Below are 23,197 nucleotides of genomic sequence, written 5' to 3' on the forward strand. Positions count from 1 at the left end.
ATCACCAACTTTTAAGGCTTGGAATTTTTCGACCAAACGCTGTTCAAATTCATCGGCGATCGCGGAGGCTAAGATAAACCGTTTTGCGGCAATGCAGGACTGACCATTGTTTAACAACCGAGCGGTAACTGCCGTTTCAACTGCCGCTTCTAAGTCTGCACTTTCGAGAACGACAAACGGATCACTACCCCCCAATTCTAATACAGTTTTTTTAATGTGTTTTCCGGCTAGGGAAGCGAAACTCATCCCCGCTGGTTCACTTCCGGTAAGCGTGCCTGCTTTCACCCGATCATCACTGATCACTTGCGCGACTTGACCTGATCCGATCAACAGGGTTTGAAAGACGCCTTCGGGAAAACCCGCTTGAGTAAAGATGTCTGCGATCGCTAACGCACATTGGGGGACATTGGAAGCGTGTTTCAGCAAGCCGACGTTTCCCGCCATCAGTGCAGGGGCTGCAAATCTAAAAACTTGCCAAAACGGAAAATTCCACGGCATCACCGCTAAAATAATCCCCAATGGTTCATAGCGGACGTAGCTTTCACTGGCACCGCTTTCTGCCGGAACATTGGCCAGAAATTGAGGCGCGTTTTCCGCGTAGTAGCGACACACAACAGCACATTTTTTGGCTTCGGCGATCGCTGATTTGAGGGTTTTCCCCATTTCCAGCGTCATCAATTTAGCGAATTTCTCGGCATCTTGTTCGAGAATGTTGGCTGCATTCTGCATCCAGTTGGCTTTTTGTTCGTAGGGCAGGCGCCGATACTGTTCAAAGGCTTTCTGGGCGAGGCTGAGACTGTTTTCGATTTCAGCATCCGTTAACGGTTCAAATGCTTTGAGCAATTCCCCGGTTGCCGGATTTATTGTAGCAATCCCCATAATAAATTTTAGTTTTTTTTAAGATAAAAGTTCGGGTCGGTTTCTAAACCTGTTCCCTTCTTCTTTATCCTAACTCTGAACTACCCATAACTATTATTTAACCTCTCTCGGGTTGATCCGTCTACATAAATTGATACATTTTTTTAGATCTTTTTATAGTTCTTTGGGAAATGTTTAAAATTTCGGGACAATGATGCGAGTTTATACTTAATCTTTTTTCTCAGCCAGAGAAATACCTAGATGTCAAGCGATTGGTGACAGTCAGGCTGTAATGTTGGTTCAGTTCGTCTCCGGGTAAAATCACCCCGAATGACAATTTAAAGATTGAAGCCTAGTTTGTGGAGTGCATCAGACTGATGAATTAATCAATGAGTAATGATATTTTAACTTGATTATTTGATAGACTAACTACATTCATAAAATCACGTAGTTTCGCTTTATATTTCAACAAAAGTTAGTTTGTTATTTCGTGTTTCTACTATTGTTATTTGGTTATTTTTAGTATAAGTTTAATAAAGAATAACTGAAAAATTTAGAATATTTCAGGAAGAAAACAGCATGGCGATGAATGATGAATTGCTCACCGGAACCTCATTTTATCAGTTTGAACCTTTAATTGCTCGTTTACGGGGAATTATTCGAGACTATCCCGAAGGCGTTGGGATTATTAAAGAACTGATTCAAAATGCAGATGATGCGGGGGCTACTCAAGTTGAAATTACATTAGACTGGCGTACACATTTAGCTTCTAACCTTCCTGACGAACGGATGGTTAAACTGTTAGGGCCTGCTATGCTTATTTATAATAATAGCACATTTACCGAGCGAGATTTTAACAGTATTCGTAGTTTGGGACAGAGCGAAAAAGCACAAGATTTACAAAAAACGGGGCGGTTTGGTGTGGGGTTTAACGCCGTTTATCACGTTACCGACTATCCGAGTTTTATCTCTCGAAATCGCCTGATCTTTTTTGACCCTCATGGAAATGCTATTCCGGGAACTTCCAAACAGGAACCAGGGCGAGAATGGCACTTTTTCGCTGCGGGATGGTGGGAAAATTATCCCGATTTTCTAAAAGTTTACGAAGCCGGAGGACTTTCCAAAAATAGCGAAGATTTTCAAGGAACGTTATTTCGTTTACCGCTAAGAACCGAAGAACAAGCGAAAGAAAGTGAAATTCGCAAGCAAGCGTTTACCGAGTCAAATGTTAGAGAACTGTTGGAGGAATTAATCGCCTGCGGCGAAGAATTGTTGTTGTTTCTCAAGTCGGTTCAGTCTATTCATGTTTATGAAATTCAGGTTGATAGTGATGGAACACGGGAGGAAATTTTAAGAATCACGACCAAAAATTATCAAACGGTTCAAGAAGCACGTCAAACCATTCTCAATGCAATTCCCGAGGATTTTAATCACCTAATTGAACGCTGTCGCCATCAAGAATATTTAGCCGCTATTTCCTATCGCCACGAAATCGAAACGGTTAGTTTAACCCAAACCATAACATCAATTTGGCGGGTTGCTCAAGTGATTAGAATTGATGAAGGCGAAGAACTCGCAAACGTCATCACCGCCATGTATGAAAGTCGGGAGAAAGTGTTACCTTGGGCGGGGGCTGCGGCGCGAATTTCTACCTCCTGTCAGGGGGAAAAAGCACAACCCATTCGGGGGCGAGTTTATTGTTTTTTACCGCTTCCTTTAGAGACGGAGTTTCCGATACATATCAACGGATTTTTTAACTTAAATAGTTCCCGAGACAACCTCAGCAGCGACCTCGGACAAACGGGAAAAGACCGTCCGCGAGCGATTTGGAATCAGTTGTTAGTTCGCCACGTTGTTTCCCACGCTTGTGCAAATTTAATTGCAGATTTGGTCGAAGATTTAGGACAGTATAATCCTCAAGAATATTATCAGCTTTGGCCGATTCAAAAAATTACCACCAGCAAAGCATTAGAACATCTAAATCAGTTTATCATTCAGCTTCTTTATTGTAAACCCGTCGTTCGTTCTGCGGTTGAACATACAGAACTTGAAATCCAAGACAATATTAAGGTAATTTCAAGCACCCGTTGGGTTTGTCCGAATACAATTAAAACTTTGACGGTTAATTGGTATACACATTTATTGGAACCGCTACGAGTTGAGAAAATTGATATTACTGAACCGCAATTACCCCAAGCAATTATTTCACAATTTCAAGCTTTTAATTGCCAGATAAAACCGTTTTTACCCGCAGACTTACGACAGCATTTGATACAAAACTATGGATTTACTGTGGAGTTGAAAGATGCTCCCAAACCCTGTTTAAAGCGGTTAGATTGGATTTACCATTTACTCCAATATTGTCTGAATGATAATCATCGAGATTTACGAGGTTTACCGTTGGCGGTTTTGGCGAATAACAAGTTAGAAGTGTTTGGATATAATTCAACTGGAACGGTTTATGTTGACAACGCTCGTCTTTATATTGACAAGACTCAGATAAACTTAGTTCGAGAAATTTTTGCAAGTTATCCCGAATGGTTTCTTCATCCGAATTTATCGGGAATAGTCTCAACAAACTACAAAGGTGTTTCGGAAATGACTCCTTTAGAAGTTGCGAGTAAATTAACTCTAATTTTCGACAATCAAGATGCTGATTGTTTAGCTTGGGATTCTGATAATACTGAACTTCCTAACGCAGAATGGCTAACGAAAGTTTATCAGTATTTTACACATTACTTCCCTTCTATGGATGCTGATAAAGTTCAAGAAAAACTGAAAACAATTTCCCTCGTTCCCGCAACAGATGGAAAACTCTATCGGGGAGTTTGGGTGACAACACCGCTAATTTACGATAACTCAATTTCGGGAAATATCAGTCAGCAAACGTTAGAATCCTTACAATATTTTGGCGTAAAAATCGTTAACGCATCGCCAAAGCTGCAAAAAGCTATTGTAGATTTTGCAAAAAAACAGCCTAATCAACTGATTTGGTTTTTAACAGGTTTGGATGTGGCGGATAGCATTCACTGTTATTATAAACCGGGACTTTCTCCCTATCACCCCGAACATTGTGAAGTATTGCTGGACTTTTTGGCGGATAAAAAATGGCTGACGGGTGACAACAAATATGATGATGAACGTTTGGAAAAGTTGCGTCAACTTCCCATTTATCTCACCGTTGCGGATGAGGTTGTCAACTTAACCGACGAACCCGTTTATCTTCCCAAAAATGGCTATCAACCCCCGGAAATTGGCGGTGAACTCAAACTTTTGAAGTTGGGAAACGTTAAAACAAAATGGCTGACATTCTTCCAACTTTTGAAAGTTCCCGTTTTGGATAAAATTACCTTTATTCAAGACTGTTTGCTGCGAGAATATCCCTACCTTTCCGACGAAGAACAGTTGATGGCTTTGGCTTGGGTTCGAGATAATTTAAACAGCGTTAAATCGGAGTTGCAAGAAAATCCTAATGACTTTTATCAACTGCAAGATAAAATCAAAAAAGCCCGTTTAGTTCGGTGTAACGATGGACGATTGCGATCGCCTAATATAATTTACCATCCGGATCGGGAAATTGTCAAAACAATTTTAGGAAATCAAGCGGTATTTCCCGATATCGATTTTTATTCGGAAGGACTCGAAAATTGGCTGAAGTTTTTCTCCCAACTGGGAATGCAGGATAGTCCCAATGCTGAGGATATATTTGCCTGTATTGAACAGCTTATTCAGACTGCTAGCCGTTCAGAAGTCGATGAAGTTCGAGATGCTTTATTAGACATTTTCTCATACATTGTGAATAATCGCAATATTCTCGATTGTCGAGTTAATAATGGAAGTAAAACTCTAGCGGAAGCCTTGCGAGAAAAAGCGTGGTTAGCGGTTGAACAAAATCCCGAATTTCTACAACATTATGCGGCTACAATGTCTCCTGAAAATCGACTGTATAAAACAAATGAAGTCTGTTGGATTGATGAAGTTTATTTAGTCAGCAGTCAAAAGCCTGTTTTTCAAGTCTCAAACCAACAAATTCCCCAAAATATTCTGCAAAAACTGGGATTTGTTCCCCTTTCATCCGCAGAAGTTCTCAACCATTTTGAAGCGGTTATTCTAACTTGGGAAAATCTCGACGAACCCACAACCGAAAAAACCGAAATTTTTCTTAACTCTGTCCGTTCAATTTATCAATATATTTACAATAATTTTGTTGATAACCGCCAGATAACAGACGAACAACGCCAGAAAATTCGAGAACGTTTTGAATGGCGTTGCTGTTTGTGGGATGAGTCCAGTCAAACCTTCTGGAAACCCTATGACGTTTTTACTGAAACCGTTTCATTTTTTGGGAAACGTCGAATTACCATTTCTTTTTCTCATCAAATTGGAGAAGTTTATCAACTTTTGGGTCAGCGTCAATCTCCAACCGTAGAAGATTACCAGGATTTTATCGAAGAACTCGGGGAAGAATACCACGATAATTCTCTAAACCCAGAAGATATTAACTCTGTAATTCAGGTGTTAAAGCGGTTAGAATTACAGCTAGATTTAGAGGAAAAAGCCGTTGATAATATTTTGTTGTTAACAGCAGCAAATACCTTGCGTGAAGCAACAAAAATTTTAATTCCCGATGCACCTTGGCGAAAAGACTATATTGAACCCAAACGCATTCTTCACCCTCAAATTTATCCCAAATTAGCCAAACGAAGCGGAAGTCTTTCTTTGCTGCGAGATATTGGCGAACAACCCGTTAATGTGAATACAACAATTAATCCTGCAAATTCTCAAAGTTTACAGTGGTGTCAACAGTGGCAATTTACCCTCAATTCAACCCAATTTTTAGAAGGATTAAAGCGGTTATTTATTCACGAACAGGAGATAGAGTTTATCTGTGATAGCAACTTTTTAACCCGAGTTCAAGTTCAACCCGCAAGTCAAATTAGCGTTAACTTATTTTTACCCAATGAATTACAAATTGCCGAAGCGGTACCGGGAACAGATTATTTTGATTCCCAACAAAATACCTTTTACATTCTCGGTCATCCGAATCGCCAGATTATGCTATCTTATTTAACAGAAAGCTTGAATCATCATTTCGGCGAGTTTGGCTTGGAAAACTTACTTCCCCTGGCAAATTTAATTGATACCGAACCGACTCAAATACACCCGCTTTTGGATGAATTGAGAATTTGCAGTTTATCGACTTCTGAATTCTCAGAAGCAGCCAATTTAGAGATAACCTCTCCAAAAGAATTAGCCAAAACCTTGTATCAACAGCTTGGCTATGATAATATAATAGTGAGTAATTCTGAAGTCTTTGATTGGTGTTGTCGCGGGGAGAATTTACCTGAAGTTCAAGTTGTTGTTAAAGCTGTTACTTCGAGTTCGATAACTCTATCTCTGCAAGAAAAAGAATGGTCTTTTCTCAAACAAACCCCCACGGCTGAACTTCTCATTATTTCTTTTTCCGCAGACAACCCCAATACTGCTGTTGAGAAGATTCAAATTCGTGACGTTTGGCAAACGCTACAAAAAGCAGAATTGAATCATGGGGTTGAACTTGCAGTTGATTCTAATGACCTGATTTTAAACTGGAATTTAATTGCTAACAGCAGTTATCCCACAGTTAAAAAGCTCAAATAAACCCCGAAGACACAGAGACACTAAGAAATAACATCTTGGTGCCTTTGTGCCTTTGTGGTGAGTTTATCCGTCCCAATAACCGTTTTTAGAACTTAATAATAAGCCGCGTAATATTTACGTTCTTGCTTATCTCCGTTGGCAACCATTCCCAACACCGGACCCCCCGCCATTTGTAGTTCTCGCAGCGCTAAATCAACCGCCGCCCGGTCTGTCTTCCCAACACCAACCACCATCATTAACCCGTTTGTATTGGGTGCCAACAGGTTTGCATCCGCCAACCCTAACAACGGCGCCGTGTCGTAAATAACCAAGTCAAACACCTCTGTTAACTGACCCATCAACGCCTGCATTGACGCCGAAGACAATAACCGGGTGGGGTCTGCAATGGGTTTACCCGCAGTTAAGACAAACAAATTCTCATCGCTGAGAGTTTGCTGAACAACATCTTGAATTTCTAGGTTTTGAATTAAGACATCACTCAACCCCAAATCATTGGAGAGTTGCAAAATCCGATGCACTTTGGGTTGACGTAAATCTGCATCGACTAACAACACCCGTTGTCCCATCGCTGCGGCACCCATCGCCAGGTTCATCGCGACAGTTGACTTACCATCGGCTGGAGTCGCGGAACTAATCACACAGGAACGCACCGGACTTTCTGGGTTCAAACACCGAATATTCGCACTCAGAGAACGAAACGCCTCTTGAAACGGGGTACAACTGGGTTCATAGGTTCGAGTCGTCGAAACCGCTACCCGAGGCATGGTCGCCGCAGGAAGCATCAACGCTTCATTACTCGCCGGAATTACACCCAACAAAGGAAAGGGTACTCGGTCTGTAACTTCGTTGGTGTTGTGGAAAACATTATCTAAACGTTCAACTAACTGTGCGGCGGCAACCCCCAAAACAATACCCGCCAGTCCACCCAGCGCCAAATTTAAAGGCACAATGGGATAAACGCTAATTAGTTCACCCTGTTGGTTGCGAGGAATAGAAGGTTCAGCAATCAATTCCCAAGCCGGAGGCGGTGGCGGGGCAACTTTTAACTGAAGTTCTTGACGCCGCAGAGATAAATCATTTAAACGACTGGTTGCGACTTCTAATTCTTGTTCTAAATCAGAATAACGTCGCATGACCGCTGGAAAACCTTGAGCAGATTCATTTAATTGTTGAGCCGCTTTATCCAAAACTTGGGTGCGAATTTCCAACATTGAAATTTGGTTTGCTGTTGTCACCAATTGTTGAATTAAACCCATGCGAATCGAGTCTTGAAAAGACAAAATTTGGGGGTCAATACTCGACAAATCTTGTCCGAGAACCCGTTCAGCTTCTTCACTTAATAAGGGTAAAATTCTCTGACGTTGGTCGAGTAAGGCTTGAATTTGGGGGGCTTTACTGGTAAAACGAGCCGATTCTATCGCAATATTGGTTTCGAGTTCTAGCAGTTTTTGTAACAACGCTTGATAGCGAGGAGATTGAGACAACGCCGAGGCTAACATCGCCTGTTCCGGTTGTAGTCCTAGCTGTTGTTGCATCATTAAATAACTAGCTTTTTGCTGCTCCAGTTGCGCTCTCGTTTCTAGTTTTTCGACTTCGAGTTGGCTGATTTGTTCGGTGAGTTGTTTGGTTTTAATCTCAGGAGTAATAAAGGTGTACTGATTTTGTAAGTTGAGCAGTTCTTTTTTAATGGCTTCTACCCGAGATTGGAGGGGATTGAGTTGATTGTTAATCAGCTTCAATTGCTCTTGGTTGGGGTCAAATCGTTCTTCTGTTCGACTAGAATCAAGATAGCTTTTGGCAATATTTTCAAGAATAAACTGCACTTTTTGGGGTTCAGTATCCCGATAACTGACTTCTAAAATGCGAGTGTCAGGAATAGGAGTGATTGACAATTTATCAGGTTCTAATGCTGTTTGACCTGTTTTCTGATTAAATAATGCACTGTAGTTGATTTCGGGATATCGGGTTTTAATTGTTTCAATAATTCCCGACATTAATTTTGGACTTTGCAACAGTTTAACTTGAGACGCATAACTGAGTTCGGGTTTGGATTCTTCCAAGAAAGTTTCACCCGTTTCGCTATCTGAATCTGAAGGAATAAACAGTTGAAATGAACCGCGATATTCTGGGGTTTGATGGTTAGTCCAGAGGTAAGCGCCCGAAGTCGTCGCCGCCGTAATTCCTAAGATTAAAATTGCTCGCCGCCAAATTCCTTTCCAGAATTTATTTTTGGGTTGAGACTGAGAGGGAGAATAAAACTCGGGTTGATACCCAAACGCACCTTGTTCTAAAGGGTAAGCAGCGGCCAAATTTTGAGCTTTGTTTTGAGGATGAAAGACAGAGACTTGACTATTTTTTCCAGTATTCATTGTAGTTTGAGCGGTTGTTGACTAAGCGTTTTAATTGAAGTTTATCCAAAAGGACGACTAACAAAACTGAAATCGATAAAAATAAAAATCCAAGCTGATTTTTTGACTGTAAGTTTAAAGCTTTATTTCAATCATATCCTGAGAAAGATACAGCTTCAAGTCTTTAGAATTATTTTTTTTATCAAAAACTTTTCCCTAAAAACATCACCTCATTTCTCAGGATAATCCCAAAAAACAACTTCCCTTAAATTGACAGTCAAAAATGGGACAAGTGCGCTCCTCACACCCCCAAAATTAAAGCTTCTAATCTAAAATTCCGACAAATCTCAGGACTCCAAAAACTCCATTAAAGGGGCCTAACTTTCCTAATACCCCACCGACCCCATCTTGAAAGGCAGCACTGCCAGAACGTCCAATCACAATAACATCATTATGACGCAAAATCGGATTATTCTGATCATTGACCTCCTGAGAAAGATCAACCGTAATCGTCTTTTGAGTCACCGTTCCATTGGAGTTAATCCGAATTAATTCAACCGTCTTTCGATTCGCTCTGGACTGATTAACCCCTCCGGCCGCCATAATCGCTTGATTAAGAGAAGTATTCGGTGTCGCCTGAATCGGCCCTGGCCTCATCACCTCTCCCACTACACTGATTTTAACCGTATCAGGAGAAAAACTCGCCATTGCTACATCATCCGACTGGTTAAAAGTTGATGCTGTTGCAGTCGGAACCACAATCGTATCCCCTTGTTGGAGGACAATATCCTGAGTCAAATCCCCCTCTTGCAACAGCGACCACAAATCCACAGAAAGCACTTGTTCAGTTCCCGTCCGACTGAAGCGACGAACTTCGATACTGCGAATATCCGCCATCGCCGTAATTCCACCTGCGGTTTTAATCGCCCTCGTCACCGTAAACACCCCCATCCCTTCGGAACTGGAAGACTCCATCAATTGTTGAGGATTTTCAGGGTCAGGTAAGGGTACACTTTGCGAAGTCGCTAACGAATGAGTTCCCGGACGATTGACCTCCCCGACCACGGCCACACTAATCGGTTGAGAACTCGAACTAGCAAAATTCGCCACCGCCATCTGACGGGCTTCGATGCGATTCATGTCTGTTACCGTGGGAATATAAACCGTGTCCCCATCTCGCAAACTAATATCCTGACGTAAATCTCCCGCTTGCAGCAGTTCCCACAAATCCACACTAATAATTTGTTCAATGGCAGAACCGGGCTGTTTGCGGCGAATTTTCACTTGGCGAATATCCGCAAGCGATGTCACTCCTCCGGCCATTTGCAACAGTTGTGTCACCCGAGGCAGTTGTAAACCCCCGGAACTGGGTGTAGCGCCAGGCATTGCATTACCGCCAGCGACTCCAGAAAAGGTGTAAGCACCAGGACTCTGAACTTCTCCAGCAATCGCAATTTGCATCGGACGGGCCGAAAGCAAGGTTAGGGAAATAATCGGTCGTTGCAAGTATTCTGCGTAACGTTGTTTAATCGCTTCTGTGGCTTGTTCGGTGGTTAACCCTTGCACCGCCACACTCCCCACCAAAGGCAAATTCAGCGAACCATCCACCGAAACTTGATGTTGACCGTTGGGGCCGCTATACTCAGGAACATTAAAAATATCAATTTGTACGCGATCACCTACACCCAGAATATAGCCCTCAGAAATGGGTGTTGGTGCAGTATTAATTGGAGCTGAATTAATCGTAGGAGTTGGAACCGGAATCGGTTTAGGGGGGAGAAACTGAGCCTTTGCGCCCCGAATCCCCAAACCTCCAATCATCAGGGGAACAGAAATTCCCATCAGCGCGACAGAACAAAGACTCGTTTTTCTAAACAGGTGTTGATAATAGCTCAAGGTTTTCATCTCGATTTAATGTTCGACTGCTCGCCTTAAAACGTTTTTGCTACCCCGCGTTTCCAATATAAGCTGCTCTCCAACTCATTGCCAAAAAGTCTCAATCGGCTAATCATGATCAGCTAATCTGTTGTCGTTGCCCCCAACCCCAAAACCAACCATGACCGACCGATTAAATACCGATGTTTTAGTTGTTGGTGGGGGAACTGGTGGTGTTGCTGCTGCGCTACAAGCGGCCCGTCGAGGTGCTAATACTATTTTAGTCAGTGAATTTACCTGGTTGGGGGGAATGCTCACCTCAGCGGGCGTATCAGCACCGGATGGCAACGAATTGCTTGCCTTTCAAACCGGGTTGTGGGGCGCATTTTTACAAGAATTAAAACGCCGACAACCTGAAGGACTCGATTGGGGTTGGGTCAGTTTTTTTACGTTTAATCCCAGAGTCGGGGCTGAAATTTTTGCCGACTGGGTATCACAACAACCCAATTTGCACTGGATTTCTGGCTATAAACCCCAAGAGGTGCTCAAACAAGATGACAAAATTATCGGGGTGCGATTTTCGGAGTTCACGGTTTATGCTGAAATTACTGTAGATGCCACTGAACTGGGGGATTTACTAGCACTGGCGGAAGTTCCCTATCGTTGGGGTTGGGAATTGCAAACCGAATGGGAAGAACCCAGTGCGCCTATTATTGCCAATTCTCTAACAAAATCTTGTCCGGTACAAGCCCCCACTTGGGTAGCGATTTTACGGGATTTTGGGGAAAATGCCGTTTCTCCTGAAATTCCCGCCCCGACTATCGACAATCCTGAACAATTCGTGGGGGCTTGGGAAGGTTACGGTGCCGAACAATTTCTCAATTATGGTCGGCTTCCGGGTGGGCTAATGATGATTAATTGGCCTTGTCGGGGGAATGACTACGGAGAAGGATTAAATCGTTTAATTCAATCTCCCGCCCAACAGCAAGAATTTTTTCAAGAAAGCCGATGGCATACTCAAAGTTTTGTCCGGTTTATTCAGAAGCAACTCGGACGCCGCTATGGTTTGGCATCAGGACTCTTTCCGTCTCCACAACCGACTACTCACATTCAGCCTCAAGATCCTCTCGATACATCCTTCGCCCTGCATTTATATTATCGTGAAAGCCGACGTTTGCAAGGGTTAACAATAATTCGGGAACAGGATATTTTGCCGATGCCGGGTGGGAATGTTGCTCCTCTCCCTATTAATGATACAACAGGCGAATGTGATGCGATCGCCATTGGCAATTATCCCAATGATCATCATTACACTCAAGATATTTTTCCAGTCAAACTGAAATATTTGCGATGGGGGGGACGCTGGACAGGAACACCATTTACTATTCCCTATCGGGCGTTAATTCCTGTCAAAACTGAGGGATTATTGGTCTGCGAGAAAAATATCTCCGTGTCTCATATTGCCAATGGTGCGACTCGTTTGCAACCCGTAGTTTTAGGAATCGGACAAGCGGCGGGAATGGCGGCGGCTTTGTGTATTGCATATCGTTGTCAACCGAGAGATTTATCGGTTCATCGACTCCAACAAGAATTATTGCATGATCCGGTTGCACCTGCGGCAATTATTCCTTTGTTTAATTTACTCCCGAATCGTCCGGATTGGGTAGATAAGCAGTGTTATTATCTTGAATATCCAGAAGCTTATCCGACTCATGGTTATTGTGATTTAGAGTTTTCAAGCCAGCAAATTTATTCTCATTTGTCTTTACAGACTCTCAAGAGTCAATCCTCAAATCCAGTTGATTTAAACCCTAAAAGTTATGAGCAGTTGTCAACGCCTGAAGTGGAAGAATCTAGAAGTTGTTTTAAAGGGGTTTTTCATCGCACTCAAGAACAAAACTATACTTTAACCCTAACTTTTCCACAACAACTAGCTGCTAAAACCTGGACATTAGTAACGCTTGATGCGGAGATTGATCGACAGTTAAAACAGTGTATTAATGGTTCTCAAGTTTCAGTTAAAGGACGAATAAATCATTCTGGTTATTGGTTTATTGTCGAAGTTATTGAGCAGTCGTAAGTGATTTGATCGCTCCTAAAAATCTGGTTTTTATTCAAACAATTATTTGCACCTATTAGGGGGGACAGTTGCGGAAATTCGTAAGCCTTCCTGATTAATAATTATCAGATATAGAGTTCAGGTAATCCTCTGCGTTCCAACCCTGAATCAAAATAGAATAAAAAGATTTTTGTTCTAACCTATTCTCATCCCAATATAACGAAATTCACAAATACAGACGAGCGCGGAGTGTGACAGATAGAAATCTGACTCCTGCATCGTGAGAGTTTTGGGTTGATAGTGATTACAGAATCGAATCTCTATCTAAATTGTAGAAAATTTCCTGATTGTTGGGTGAAGTCTCCGTAAAAACACTGAAAGATCCATTGAAATTGTAACGCGAGAGCAATTTTTGTAGAAAAATTTTCATCTTATCCTGATCTGATCAACTTAGGTTGGTATCAAGAAATGGACAGGTTAATTACGGACATTTCCCATGAAACCTACAACAATTTTTGCCCTCGCTAGCCTTTTCTTCTTGGGGATCACCAGTCAAGTTCAAGCCGCCAATCATCAATCAACAGCCTTTTTAGAATTAGAAAACCAAAAATATATGATGTCAGCACAATTAAAGAATCACGGAAGTTCTGATCCCTCTCGCGGTAGTGGACGACGCTTTGTAGAGAACCCAACTGCTAACTCCGGAGATAACTTCATTTTTCTTCATCGGGGAAGTGGCCGTTAAATACGTTCAAGATCAGCTGATTTTAAAGAGAGAGTTAAAAACATCATAGTATGTTATCTTGAACAACCCTAAACTGAATTCAATTGATCAGACTGCTATTTATCCGACCTTTTTTCTGTTGGGATGTTAGCAGTCTTGCATTTTTAGGGTTTTTGTCTATATTATAGAAACTAATTAACGCAATTCATTATTAAGGGTATAATATACCAAAAGCAGTCCTAATTGACTGACAACAGAGGGTGCTATGGTACGTGATTCGGATGAAACTTCACGATCGCACCCATGCCTCATCTACATCAGGGGCGAGGGACTGGTATAAGCGATGTGATTAGGGGACTTGCTTCAGGTTAAGATTGAGCAAGTTCACACCTAAGCGACCGTTAACGGAGGATGATACCATGCCTCCAAGTTAGGCTATTTCAAGGAAAATCATGAGAAAAGATACCGATCTGATCAAAACTCTTAGCCCCAGCTCAATGGATCAGATCATGTTATATTTGGCTTTTAGTGCCATGCGGACGAGTGGACATCGGCATGGGGCTTTTCTAGATGCGGCGGCTACCGCAGCAAAATGTGCGATCTACATGACTTATATGGAACAGGATCAAAATCTGCGGATGACAGGACACCTGCACCATATTGAACCGAAGCGCGTTAAGGTGATTGTCGAAGAAGTTCGACAAGCAGTAACAGAAGGAAAACTGTTGAAAATGTTGGGGTCTCAAGAACCTCGCTACTTAATCCAGTTTCCTTATGTTTGGCTCGAACAATACTCCTGGCAACCGGGAAAACCGCGAATTCCGGGTAATAGTCTGACTCCAGAAGAAAAGCGCGTGATCGAAAGCAAACTTCCTAAACTGTTACCGGATGCTCAACTGATTAACTCTTTTCAATTTATGGAGTTAATTGAGTTTCTTCACAGACGCTCTCAAGAGGATTTAGATCCGAGTCGGCGGATGGCTTTGAGTGAAGCTTTAGCCGAACATATCAAGCGTCGTTTGATTTATTCGGGTACGGTGACAAAAGTTGATTCTCCTTGGGGAATGCCTTTCTATGCGCTCACCCGTGCATCCTATTCCCCAGAAGATCAAGAAGAACGCACCTATGTCATGGTCGAAGATACTGCTCGATATTTCCGCTTAATGAGAGATTGGGCGGAACGTCAACCCAAAGTTATGCGGGCTTTAGAAGAACTTGATATTCCGAGCGATCGAGTTGATCAGGCTTTAGAGGAGTTAGATGAAATCCTCAGACAGTGGGCAGATCGCTATCATCAAACGGGTGGAGAACCGATGGTTTTGCAGTTTGTTTTTGGCCCCAAAGAAGACGAATAAACTGTAAATATTCTGCTAATCGCTAATCGCTAATTTATCTTTCAAATTTAGCCATTAGCAATTAGCACTAACAACTCTTTTTAATCAGCAATTTGCATTTTGACGGTTAAGCTTTTCAGCTTTTCATTAATCCAACGTTCAAACAATTCATTTTGTAATTTTTGCTTCAATTTGGAATCTTCAAACGAAGCTTCGATTAATTGCTCAACGCGAAATATACACCAACGCCCTTCAATCTCTACAGGGCCAACAATTTGTCCGAGAGCCGCTCCCGTCATTATCGGCTTGAGATTTTCGGGTAAAGACCCCAAACTCACCGCTCCCATCATCCCATTGACATTCCGTTCAGGAGTCAGTGAATATTCCCGTGCTAGTTGCTCAAAACGAGCTTCTTCTTCTTGAAGACGACGATGTAATGTTTCTGCGAGTTCGTAATCAGCAACGACAATCCGAGACAGAATAATCGTATCTAAAAATGATTTTCGTTCCTGAAAATAAGCTTCGAGTTGCGGTTGCACAATCGAGAGTTTTAGTGTTTCTCGTTTAAATCCCGCTTCCACTTGTTGATGAAAAGAATCATAACTCATTTGATTGCGCTCCAGCCATTCCTGAAACGCTTGGGGATCACTGAGATTCCGTTCGAGTCGGAAATTAATTACCGCTTGTTCAACAGACGCGGAATTAATATTGAGATTTTCTTGTGCTTCGAGTTCCTTATCAAGAATATACTGACGCAGCATTTCCCCGATAAAAGATTGTAACTTTCCCGAAGATTGCAAATACCTTAAAGACTGTCCCAACGTAATGGGTTCATCATTAACCGTTAAAAAAGGTTGAGCCATACCGAGTCACTTCCTCAACAAAAAAACAACTGTACACAACAAGCAAGCTAGTCTATGCTAACCCGAATAACTCCGTCTCAACAAGGCTTCAGTCATTCACAATGTTTGACTATAATTCCACACCAGGGCCAATCCTATCGCCACAATTGCACCGATAAATGTATTAATAAAATTTACCACCTCGTTGGTTAACCAGTGAACCTCCGCCTGCAAAGTTGCCCCAATCACACTTTCTAGATTCGTTGCAATCAAAGCAGCGATCACACACCAAATAATACCGATAGCGTCTATTAAACCGACTCCCAAACCCACCAAAGCCATCAAAATCGAAGCCACCACTCCGGCAATTGTTCCTTCTAAACTGACTGCTCCTTCTGTTCCTCTAGCAACAGGCTGTAACGTCGTAATCAAAAAGGTGCGTTGACCATAGGCTTTTCCCACTTCACTGGCACAGGTATCGGAAAGCTTTGTGCTAAAACTCGCCACATAACCCAACAGCAACAAAGAGATAATCTGGCTATTAATGGCACTTTCAGCAGACAGCAACCGCACCAGCAAAATTCCCAACGCACACAACGCCGCTGTCAGCGCTGAACCCCAAACATTTTCAGGCCCTCTGGCACCACTGCGTTTTTCAGCAATTCCGGCTGCTTCTTTTTCTGCCATGCCGATTCGAGTCACCCCAGAACCAATAATAAAGTAAAATGCGACCACTAAATAACCTTGCCAACCTAAACAACCCCAAATTAATATACCTAATATCCCAGCATGAATGATTCCGGCAGTCGTCAGTAATTTTTTTGGGGCGATCGCCACGAGACTGAGTAAAATTGTATTCAAACCGATCGCGATGATCCAAGGATTTGATCCGAATAACAAATCATTCCAGTTCAAGTTTAAATTTTGCATCTTAAAATTTGGAGTTCATCACATTTTATTATCGGTGATGTGTCTTGATGTTTTTACCGGAGCCGATAACGTTTCTGCGATTTTGTTTAAACATTGAGAATCTTGCACCATCCAACTATGAAACAACACATTCAGTTGAACCTCTTGACCGACTGGAAGTTGAGAGCTACTCGCAGGTACAATCATCACATCCAAAGGCGTCCACAATGAAGTAAAATTAATCTGATCGAGTAGGTCGATATCTTGGTTTAAATCTTTTAAAAATTTACTGGTAGGCCGCATTTGTAGGGTACCGGGTGTCACATAAAAATACGCAGTCCAAGTACCGTTATGGGGAGAGGAAATGGTAATGAGACGTTGTACCCGTTTAATTCCGCCTAAGCGTTGGACGTAGTAGCGACTGACTAAACCTCCCATACTAAAACCCACCAAGTCTATGGGTTGGTCTGGCGGAAAGGTTCGATCTACATAGTCTGTAATTTGTGCGGCGAGTCGGTCTAGTCCCAAAAACCCATAATTGGGAATGAGGTTAAAGCAATGCACTTCCCATCCTTGTTGAGTGAGATAGGCTGACATTTTTCGGAAAATCGCCGTGGTATCAAATATACCATGAATTAGAATAACAGGATTACGGTGGCTGCTGTTCATAGGAACCCAACAAATGAATTTATTCGACACTGTAAACGAACATTGCCGAGTCGCTTGATCAGTGATAGTCCAGTTTGTCAAGTGACGGCTGTCCCTATTCTGAGAGTCCTATTCAAGAATTGCAATAATTTAATCAGTATTTTTACCAACGGTCCGTGCCGTCTCCGTCGTTTTACGGTGAGAGCAGTGCGTTGGGCGGGTTCCCCGAAAGTCACGCAACTGCCGAACCCGGAGGGCGGAGTAATCTGTGACTTACTTCGTTGATTAGTGTACTCTATAACTCTGATAATTGTAAATTATTGTAAATAAATATAGACAAATCTTTCAGTTTTCCTCTAATCTAACGTATAAATATTTCTTTTAAAAAAAATAGAGGGAAAGCAATGATAGGTAAAATTTTGGGTTTTAATAAAAAGTCTGATTATTTTTTAGAGCTTGATGATTCCAAAGAAACCCAGTCAGCTCCCAGCAAACCCGCTCAAAAAGAAGAAGCTAAACCTGCTCCTGTAGAAGCGAAAGCGAAAAAAGAGGAACCTACTCCCTCCGCAAAAACCAGCAAAAAGACAACCACTAAAGCTAAAGCAAAGCCTGCAACTCCGGATGCTAAAGAACAGGCTAAAGCGACAGTTGAGGCGATTTCCGTCAAGCCGAAAGAACTTCCTTCTTTTAATAATGGTCTTCAAAGCACTCCCACAGGAATGACTTTTGCGCCCGATAACTTAATGAAATCAGCCTCCTCTAGCCGTCGTCGTCCAGGTCCAAGCATGAATATGTTTAAAGATATGGCGCGTCAAGTTGGATCTCGTTAGTGACATTGATTAACAGTTGAATATTCAGGAAGTAGCGGATGACAATGATTAAAGTATTGTCCGCTATTTCTATATAACTTTGAGAAAAACCAGACCACTATAGAGATGAAATGCAGGGTCCCAAGGCGTTTCAGATTTGCGATCAATATCAACATGAGATTTTAAACGGCCGAGAAGTTGAGTATAATCAATCGCTGTTTCTGCAAAGGGTGTAAAATCAGACCAGAGCCGAACATTAGCTAAACTGTGATTAAATTTTTCCAGTAGACGATTCCAATTGAGACGAGTGGTATTTTCTACAAGATAAGAATGTTTTTTAAGAACATCCGATGTTGTCGCCGGATTTAAAGAAATTCCTTGCTGAAAGTCATAAGTTTGGTCACAAAAGCGTAGAATTGACTGGCGAACACCCAAATGTAAATCATATACTTGAGCATAGTCCTGAGTCATTTCTTTATGGCGAAATCGGTCTGTGCGGCGACGTCGGGGGTCATAGTCCATCGCTTCCATAAATAGGGGAAGTAAACCTTCTACTCGTTGTGTAACCTCACTCCAGTCAAACGTCAGTGACCCTAATTGATTATTCTCATTTTGACAAACAACGACAGGTTGAGGTGAGATTGACTGAAAATAGAGAACTCGAAATATATGAATTTTTTGAAGGTCAGATAAACTTACCCAAAATACTGGAATTCCCGCATTTTGCATCTCTTGACCATAAACCTGTAACTCCGCCATTTCACCTGTGCGATAAAGTCGCCAACCTCGACTCTGTAATTGCATCCGAGCGCTATAAGTATCTGTCTTCAAGAGTTTAGCTAAATGTTGGGCTGCGGCTTGTTTTTGTTCAGGATTAATCGGTTCGAGAATTAAAACTCCGGCTTCTGTATTACGGGGGTCTGTTTTGGCTGCTAGAATTGCGGCTTGTCTTCGGTTTTGTTCGATAGCTTCGAGGCGTTGTAAACCTTTTCGAGCTTGATCTATGACTTTAGGATGAGTCGCATTCTGAAGCAATTGTCGATAGATTTTTTCGGCTGATTTTAGCTGATCAGTGGCTTCATACCAACGACCAATATACAACTGCACCCAAGGATTTTGGGGTGATTCTTTTTGCAGTTTTTTTAGGAGTTTAGCCGCAGTGCGATAGTCTTGGTTTTCTAAGGCGGCGGCGACTTGTTCGATCTCTTTCATTGGGAAAAATCCGATTCATTTTCAAGAGGAGAAAGGCTATCATGGGGGAAAAGTTGAGGGTCAGGTTCAAAATCGGTCACAGGTTCGGGGGACGTATCTATAAAAGATGTTGCTGTTGTCCGCTGACTTTGCCATTGATCGAGGATATCTTTCATTATGGCTTCTTCAATCCAAACTTTGGAAACGACTGCTAAAGGCAGGGCTAATACTAATCCTAAAAAACCAAAAAAGCGAGCAAAGAAAATTTGAGCGGTTAATGTGGCTGCTGGCAGTAGAGACACCTGTTTCTGCATAATCATCGGGCTAAACCAGTAGCTTTCTAAATTTTGAATGAAAATATAGAGAATAATGACTGTTAAGGCTTTCCAGGGTGTATCTAAAAGGGCAACTGATACGGGAAAAACAACACTAGCAGCCGGCCCAAGATTAGGAATAAAGTTAAACACTCCGGCTAGCAACGCATGAGCAAAGACGAAGGGAATACCCAGAATGAGTAAACCAATTGCACTGAGACTTGCAATAAAAATAGAGTTGATCACGATTCCCGCCATCCACTGCAATAAAACCGTTTCACATCCGCTGAGAATTTCATCTGCTCGTCGTCTATAAAAGGAGGGAAATAAACGGACAAAGACTGTGCGATAGGCGACGGGATTGCTGAGAAACATTAGGGTTAATACAATCACCAGCAGCAGTTGGAGCAGAGTGGTGAGGGAGTTGGAAAAGAAGGCAAAAAAGTTACCTAAGACGTTTTGAGCCAGAGGACCCACTTGTTGAGCAATTTCAGGAATGGTGGGAACCCGAAACTCCAACTGTTGGGGGAACCAGAGAGGAGGATTTTCTAATAGGTTATCTACCCAACGAATAAATTGATTGAATCCTCGGGGAGCTAACTCAATTAATTGCTGAAATTGAGTGAGGAAAGGGGGCATAACCAGACTGAAAAAGAGTGTTCCAAACAACACCACTAAACTGAGGGCAATGATCACGGCAAGACTGCGGTTTAGTCGAAAGCGTTGTAACCCTCGAACTAAACTGTTAAGGGCGATCGCTAAAATGACGGCTGTAAAAATGAGCAACACAATCTGTCGAAATTGCCACAGGATGAGCAGAGCTAGAATCAGACAAAAAAAACCAATCCAATCGGCGAGTTTCATTGAGAGATGTCTCCTGTTAGCCGGATAGACCGAAGGGCTAGTATAATACTACTTCTAGAATTCTTCTCATTATCGCGTCTAGTTGTAAGAATTGAGCGATATTGGCTGAGTTAAGATGGGGCTTAGACAAATTGATTGGATTGACAGAAGATTTCGCCGCATTGATCCAAATCCAAAACTATTATTATCAAATCTATTGCCGCTTGAATTTCGCGCTATCTTAAAGTTGAGTTCTAGAATGAGTTGGCGCCAGAACGTCCATGAAATATTTCTTTTTAACGGATGGATGGACTGTGGGTCGTGTTTGGGGTGTTGGTGGTCTGTGGGATGAAGCAGCTCACCGTCGCTCACCGGAAATCCTGAGACTGAATCTCTGTTTGTGTGACAAGAATGAAAAAATGTGGTTGCATCGGGTAGAAGATGGGGTTTTGATGCTAGAAGTCAAGCCATCCGATCTCGGTGATCATCATCACTCAGGTCGTAGTATTGGTCAAGTCATTCTGACTCGGCTGATTACGGCTGATCAAGTGTTGGATCGTTTGTGTAAGGCTTCAGCTCAATGTCAAAGAATCGAGACGGCTTTGATCTCTCCAGACGGTGAATATTGAACGGAAAGCCTCGGGGATAAAGCCAGATCAGCAAGTGAAGTGGGTCGTTTTTTGTGAGCTTTTTACACAGGGTTCGTCGGTGAGTTTTGTCAATAGACTTGCAATTGGTTCTAACTATCGATACACTTCTTTAAAATAGGCAATCAAACGAGTCACTGTTCCAAAAGTCCAAACTGGTTTGAGGCGTAAAATCAGAGAATTTTTTTTCGGTCTGCGGAAGGCGGACTGCTGCGTGGGTTCTCCAGCTTAGGAGATCAAAGTTGAGTCATCAACTAGAGATGCTGTGTAAGACTAAGTTAGGGAATTGGAAACCGGAAATGGGGGACAGAAGATACCTAGCCAATTGTATTTACTGTCACCTGTAACCGATAACCGATAACCTGAAAGGCAACAGCAAATTCAGACACGAAACCTGTCCCGTGCATCTTGTGTATTGGGGTCAGGTACTTCCCATCAGTTTCATGAATGCAGATCACCCGTCAAACTCTCTTAACTTAAATAAAGCTTGACAAATTGTCAACTTTAAGATAAGAAAGCGGGTATTCATTGCAAAGTTAAAAAAAGTATACCTTACAAATCTAGGAGGAGCGTAGTCAATGGGACTACCCTGGTATCGGGTACATACAGTAGTTCTGAATGATCCAGGACGGCTGATTTCTGTACATTTAATGCACACTGCTCTCGTAGCAGGTTGGGCGGGTTCAATGGCCCTCTACGAACTCGCAATTTTTGATCCCTCTGACCCCGTTTTAAATCCGATGTGGCGTCAGGGAATGTTTGTCATGCCATTCATGGCTCGCTTGGGTGTTACCGAATCTTGGGGGGGTTGGAGTGTTACAGGCGAGGCAGCAGGCAATCCTGGCATTTGGTCTTTTGAAGGGGTTGCTGCGGCTCATATCATTTTGTCCGGCTTGCTGTTCTTAGCTGCGGTTTGGCACTGGGTTTTTTGGGATCTTGAACTCTTTACCGATCCCCGCACGGGCGAACCGGCTTTAGATTTACCCAAAATGTTTGGGATTCATCTATTCTTGTCTGGTCTTTTATGCTTTGGCTTCGGAGCCTTTCACTTAACGGGACTATTCGGCCCCGGAATGTGGGTTTCAGATCCCTATGGCTTGACTGGTAGTATTCAACCCGTCGCGCCCTCGTGGGGGCCAGAAGGCTTTAACCCCTTTAATTCCGGGGGGATTGTTGCTCACCACATTGCGGCGGGTATTGTCGGCATTATTGCGGGTTTATTCCACTTGTCTGTGCGGCCTCCCCAACGGCTTTACAAAGCTCTACGGATGGGGAACATCGAAACCGTACTGTCAAGCAGTATTGCGGCTGTATTTTTTGCGGCCTTTGTGGTTGCCGGAACAATGTGGTATGGTTCTGCGGCAACTCCGATTGAGCTATTTGGCCCCACTCGTTATCAGTGGGATCAAGGCTACTTCCAGCAAGAAATTGAGCGGCGAGTTCAGGCGAGTGTCGCATCTGGCGATAGCTTATCAGAAGCCTGGTCTAAAATTCCTGAAAAACTGGCATTTTATGATTATGTCGGTAACAGTCCGGCTAAAGGCGGTTTATTCCGTGTAGGCCCGATGAATGACGGTGATGGTATCGCCCAAGCTTGGTTAGGTCATCCCGTATTCAAAGATAGTGAAGGTCGCGACTTGTCAGTTCGTCGTCTTCCCAACTTCTTTGAAACCTTCCCGGTAGTCTTACAGGACTCTGACGGTGTGATCCGAGCGGATATTCCCTTCCGTCGGGCAGAATCTCGTTATAGCTTTGAGCAAGCTGGCATCACGGCTTCCTTCTATGGCGGGTTGTTAGATGGTCAGACTTACAGCGATGCTCCCACAGTCAAGAAATATGCTCGTTTAACTCAACAAGGTCAGCCCTTTGAGTTTGACCGAGAAACCTTGAATTCTGACGGGGTATTCCGTACCAGTACAAGAGGCTGGTTCACCTTTGCTCACGCCTGTTTCGCTCTGCTATTCTTCTTTGGACATATTTGGCACGGTTCTCGTACCATTTTCCGAGATGTATTTGCGGGAATTGAAGCGGATCTCGAAGAGCAAGTGGAATGGGGACTGTTCCAGAAATTGGGTGACAAAACAACTCGTACCAATAAGACGGTTTAAAGTCACATTCTGAACTTGAATTTGATTAACCCCAGATTTGAGTTGATT

The 23,197-nt window shown here is 42.7% G+C and carries 15 protein-coding genes; 7 read left to right on the forward strand and 8 right to left on the reverse strand.

The window, feature by feature from the left end:
* On the reverse strand, positions 1–879 hold an 879-nt coding region (locus tag M595_RS18520; RefSeq protein WP_023067946.1), incomplete at its 3' end, for an aldehyde dehydrogenase family protein.
* A gap of 558 nt (positions 880–1,437) precedes the next feature.
* On the opposite strand from M595_RS18520, the gene M595_RS18525 reads away from it, so the two are divergent.
* Positions 1,438–6,498, forward strand: coding sequence for a sacsin N-terminal ATP-binding-like domain-containing protein (locus M595_RS18525; protein WP_023067936.1), 5,061 nt, complete (start codon positions 1,438–1,440; stop codon positions 6,496–6,498).
* 92 nt (positions 6,499–6,590) lie between these two features.
* On the opposite strand, the gene M595_RS18530 is transcribed toward M595_RS18525, so the two are convergent.
* Together M595_RS18530 and M595_RS18535 are read right to left on the reverse strand one after the other, a co-directional pair.
* A complete protein-coding gene (locus M595_RS18530; protein WP_023067931.1) occupies positions 6,591–8,867 on the reverse strand; it encodes a GumC family protein in 2,277 nt (758 codons plus the stop codon).
* 303 nt (positions 8,868–9,170) lie between these two features.
* Positions 9,171–10,751: an SLBB domain-containing protein gene (locus M595_RS18535; protein ID WP_023067929.1), complete on the reverse strand. Its 1,581-nt coding sequence runs from the start codon at positions 10,749–10,751 to the stop codon at positions 9,171–9,173.
* Positions 10,752–10,902: 151 nt separating this feature from the next.
* On the opposite strand from M595_RS18535, the gene M595_RS18540 reads away from it, so the two are divergent.
* The 3 genes from M595_RS18540 to hetR all read left to right on the forward strand — a co-directional run bounded on the left by M595_RS18540 (position 10,903) and on the right by hetR (position 14,859).
* Positions 10,903–12,801: an FAD-dependent oxidoreductase gene (locus tag M595_RS18540; protein WP_023067938.1), complete on the forward strand. Its 1,899-nt coding sequence runs from the start codon at positions 10,903–10,905 to the stop codon at positions 12,799–12,801.
* Between the two features lie 475 nt (positions 12,802–13,276).
* The gene (gene patX / locus M595_RS18545) at positions 13,277–13,525 is read left to right on the forward strand and encodes a heterocyst-inhibiting protein PatX (protein ID WP_023067949.1); all 249 of its coding nucleotides are present in this window, start codon (positions 13,277–13,279) and stop codon (positions 13,523–13,525) included.
* A gap of 431 nt (positions 13,526–13,956) precedes the next feature.
* The gene (gene hetR, locus M595_RS18550) at positions 13,957–14,859 is read left to right on the forward strand and encodes a heterocyst differentiation master regulator HetR (protein ID WP_040484332.1); all 903 of its coding nucleotides are present in this window, start codon (positions 13,957–13,959) and stop codon (positions 14,857–14,859) included.
* 80 nt (positions 14,860–14,939) lie between these two features.
* Here hetR and M595_RS18555 read toward each other — a convergent pair whose 3' ends face one another.
* The 3 genes from M595_RS18555 to M595_RS18565 all read right to left on the reverse strand — a co-directional run bounded on the left by M595_RS18555 (position 14,940) and on the right by M595_RS18565 (position 17,258).
* Positions 14,940–15,701 carry a peptidylprolyl isomerase gene (locus M595_RS18555; protein WP_023067950.1) on the reverse strand — a complete coding sequence of 254 codons (762 nt, stop codon included), beginning with the start codon at positions 15,699–15,701 and terminating at the stop codon, positions 14,940–14,942.
* Positions 15,702–15,797: 96 nt separating this feature from the next.
* Positions 15,798–16,610 (reverse strand): TIGR00297 family protein, encoded by an 813-nt coding sequence (locus M595_RS18560; protein WP_023067935.1) that lies wholly within the window; start codon positions 16,608–16,610, stop codon positions 15,798–15,800.
* A gap of 18 nt (positions 16,611–16,628) precedes the next feature.
* Positions 16,629–17,258 (reverse strand): esterase/lipase family protein, encoded by a 630-nt coding sequence (locus M595_RS18565; protein WP_023067947.1) that lies wholly within the window; start codon positions 17,256–17,258, stop codon positions 16,629–16,631.
* Between the two features lie 383 nt (positions 17,259–17,641).
* On the opposite strand from M595_RS18565, the gene M595_RS18570 reads away from it, so the two are divergent.
* On the forward strand, positions 17,642–18,067 hold the full coding sequence (locus tag M595_RS18570) for a hypothetical protein (protein WP_023067943.1): 426 nt from the start codon (positions 17,642–17,644) through the stop codon (positions 18,065–18,067).
* Between the two features lie 69 nt (positions 18,068–18,136).
* Here the strand turns inward: M595_RS18570 and M595_RS18575 are convergent, their stop codons facing one another.
* Together M595_RS18575 and M595_RS18580 are read right to left on the reverse strand one after the other, a co-directional pair.
* Entirely contained in the window at positions 18,137–19,258 is a 1,122-nt protein-coding gene (locus tag M595_RS18575; protein WP_023067945.1) for a tetratricopeptide repeat protein, read from the reverse strand.
* Positions 19,255–20,415 (reverse strand): AI-2E family transporter, encoded by a 1,161-nt coding sequence (locus M595_RS18580; protein ID WP_023067921.1) that lies wholly within the window; start codon positions 20,413–20,415, stop codon positions 19,255–19,257. The genes M595_RS18575 and M595_RS18580 overlap by 4 nt, the downstream gene beginning before the upstream one ends.
* A 260-nt stretch (positions 20,416–20,675) precedes the next feature.
* Here M595_RS18580 and M595_RS18585 point away from each other — a divergent pair, with 260 nt between their 5' ends.
* Entirely contained in the window at positions 20,676–21,023 is a 348-nt protein-coding gene (locus M595_RS18585) for a hypothetical protein (protein WP_023067961.1), read from the forward strand.
* Positions 21,024–21,619: 596 nt separating this feature from the next.
* Positions 21,620–23,149 (forward strand): photosystem II chlorophyll-binding protein CP47, encoded by a 1,530-nt coding sequence (psbB, locus tag M595_RS18590; protein WP_040484333.1) that lies wholly within the window; start codon positions 21,620–21,622, stop codon positions 23,147–23,149.
* Positions 23,150–23,197 lie beyond the last annotated feature (48 nt).

The organism is Lyngbya aestuarii BL J (assembly GCF_000478195.2).
GTDB classification, from domain to species: domain Bacteria; phylum Cyanobacteriota; class Cyanobacteriia; order Cyanobacteriales; family Microcoleaceae; genus Capilliphycus; species Capilliphycus aestuarii.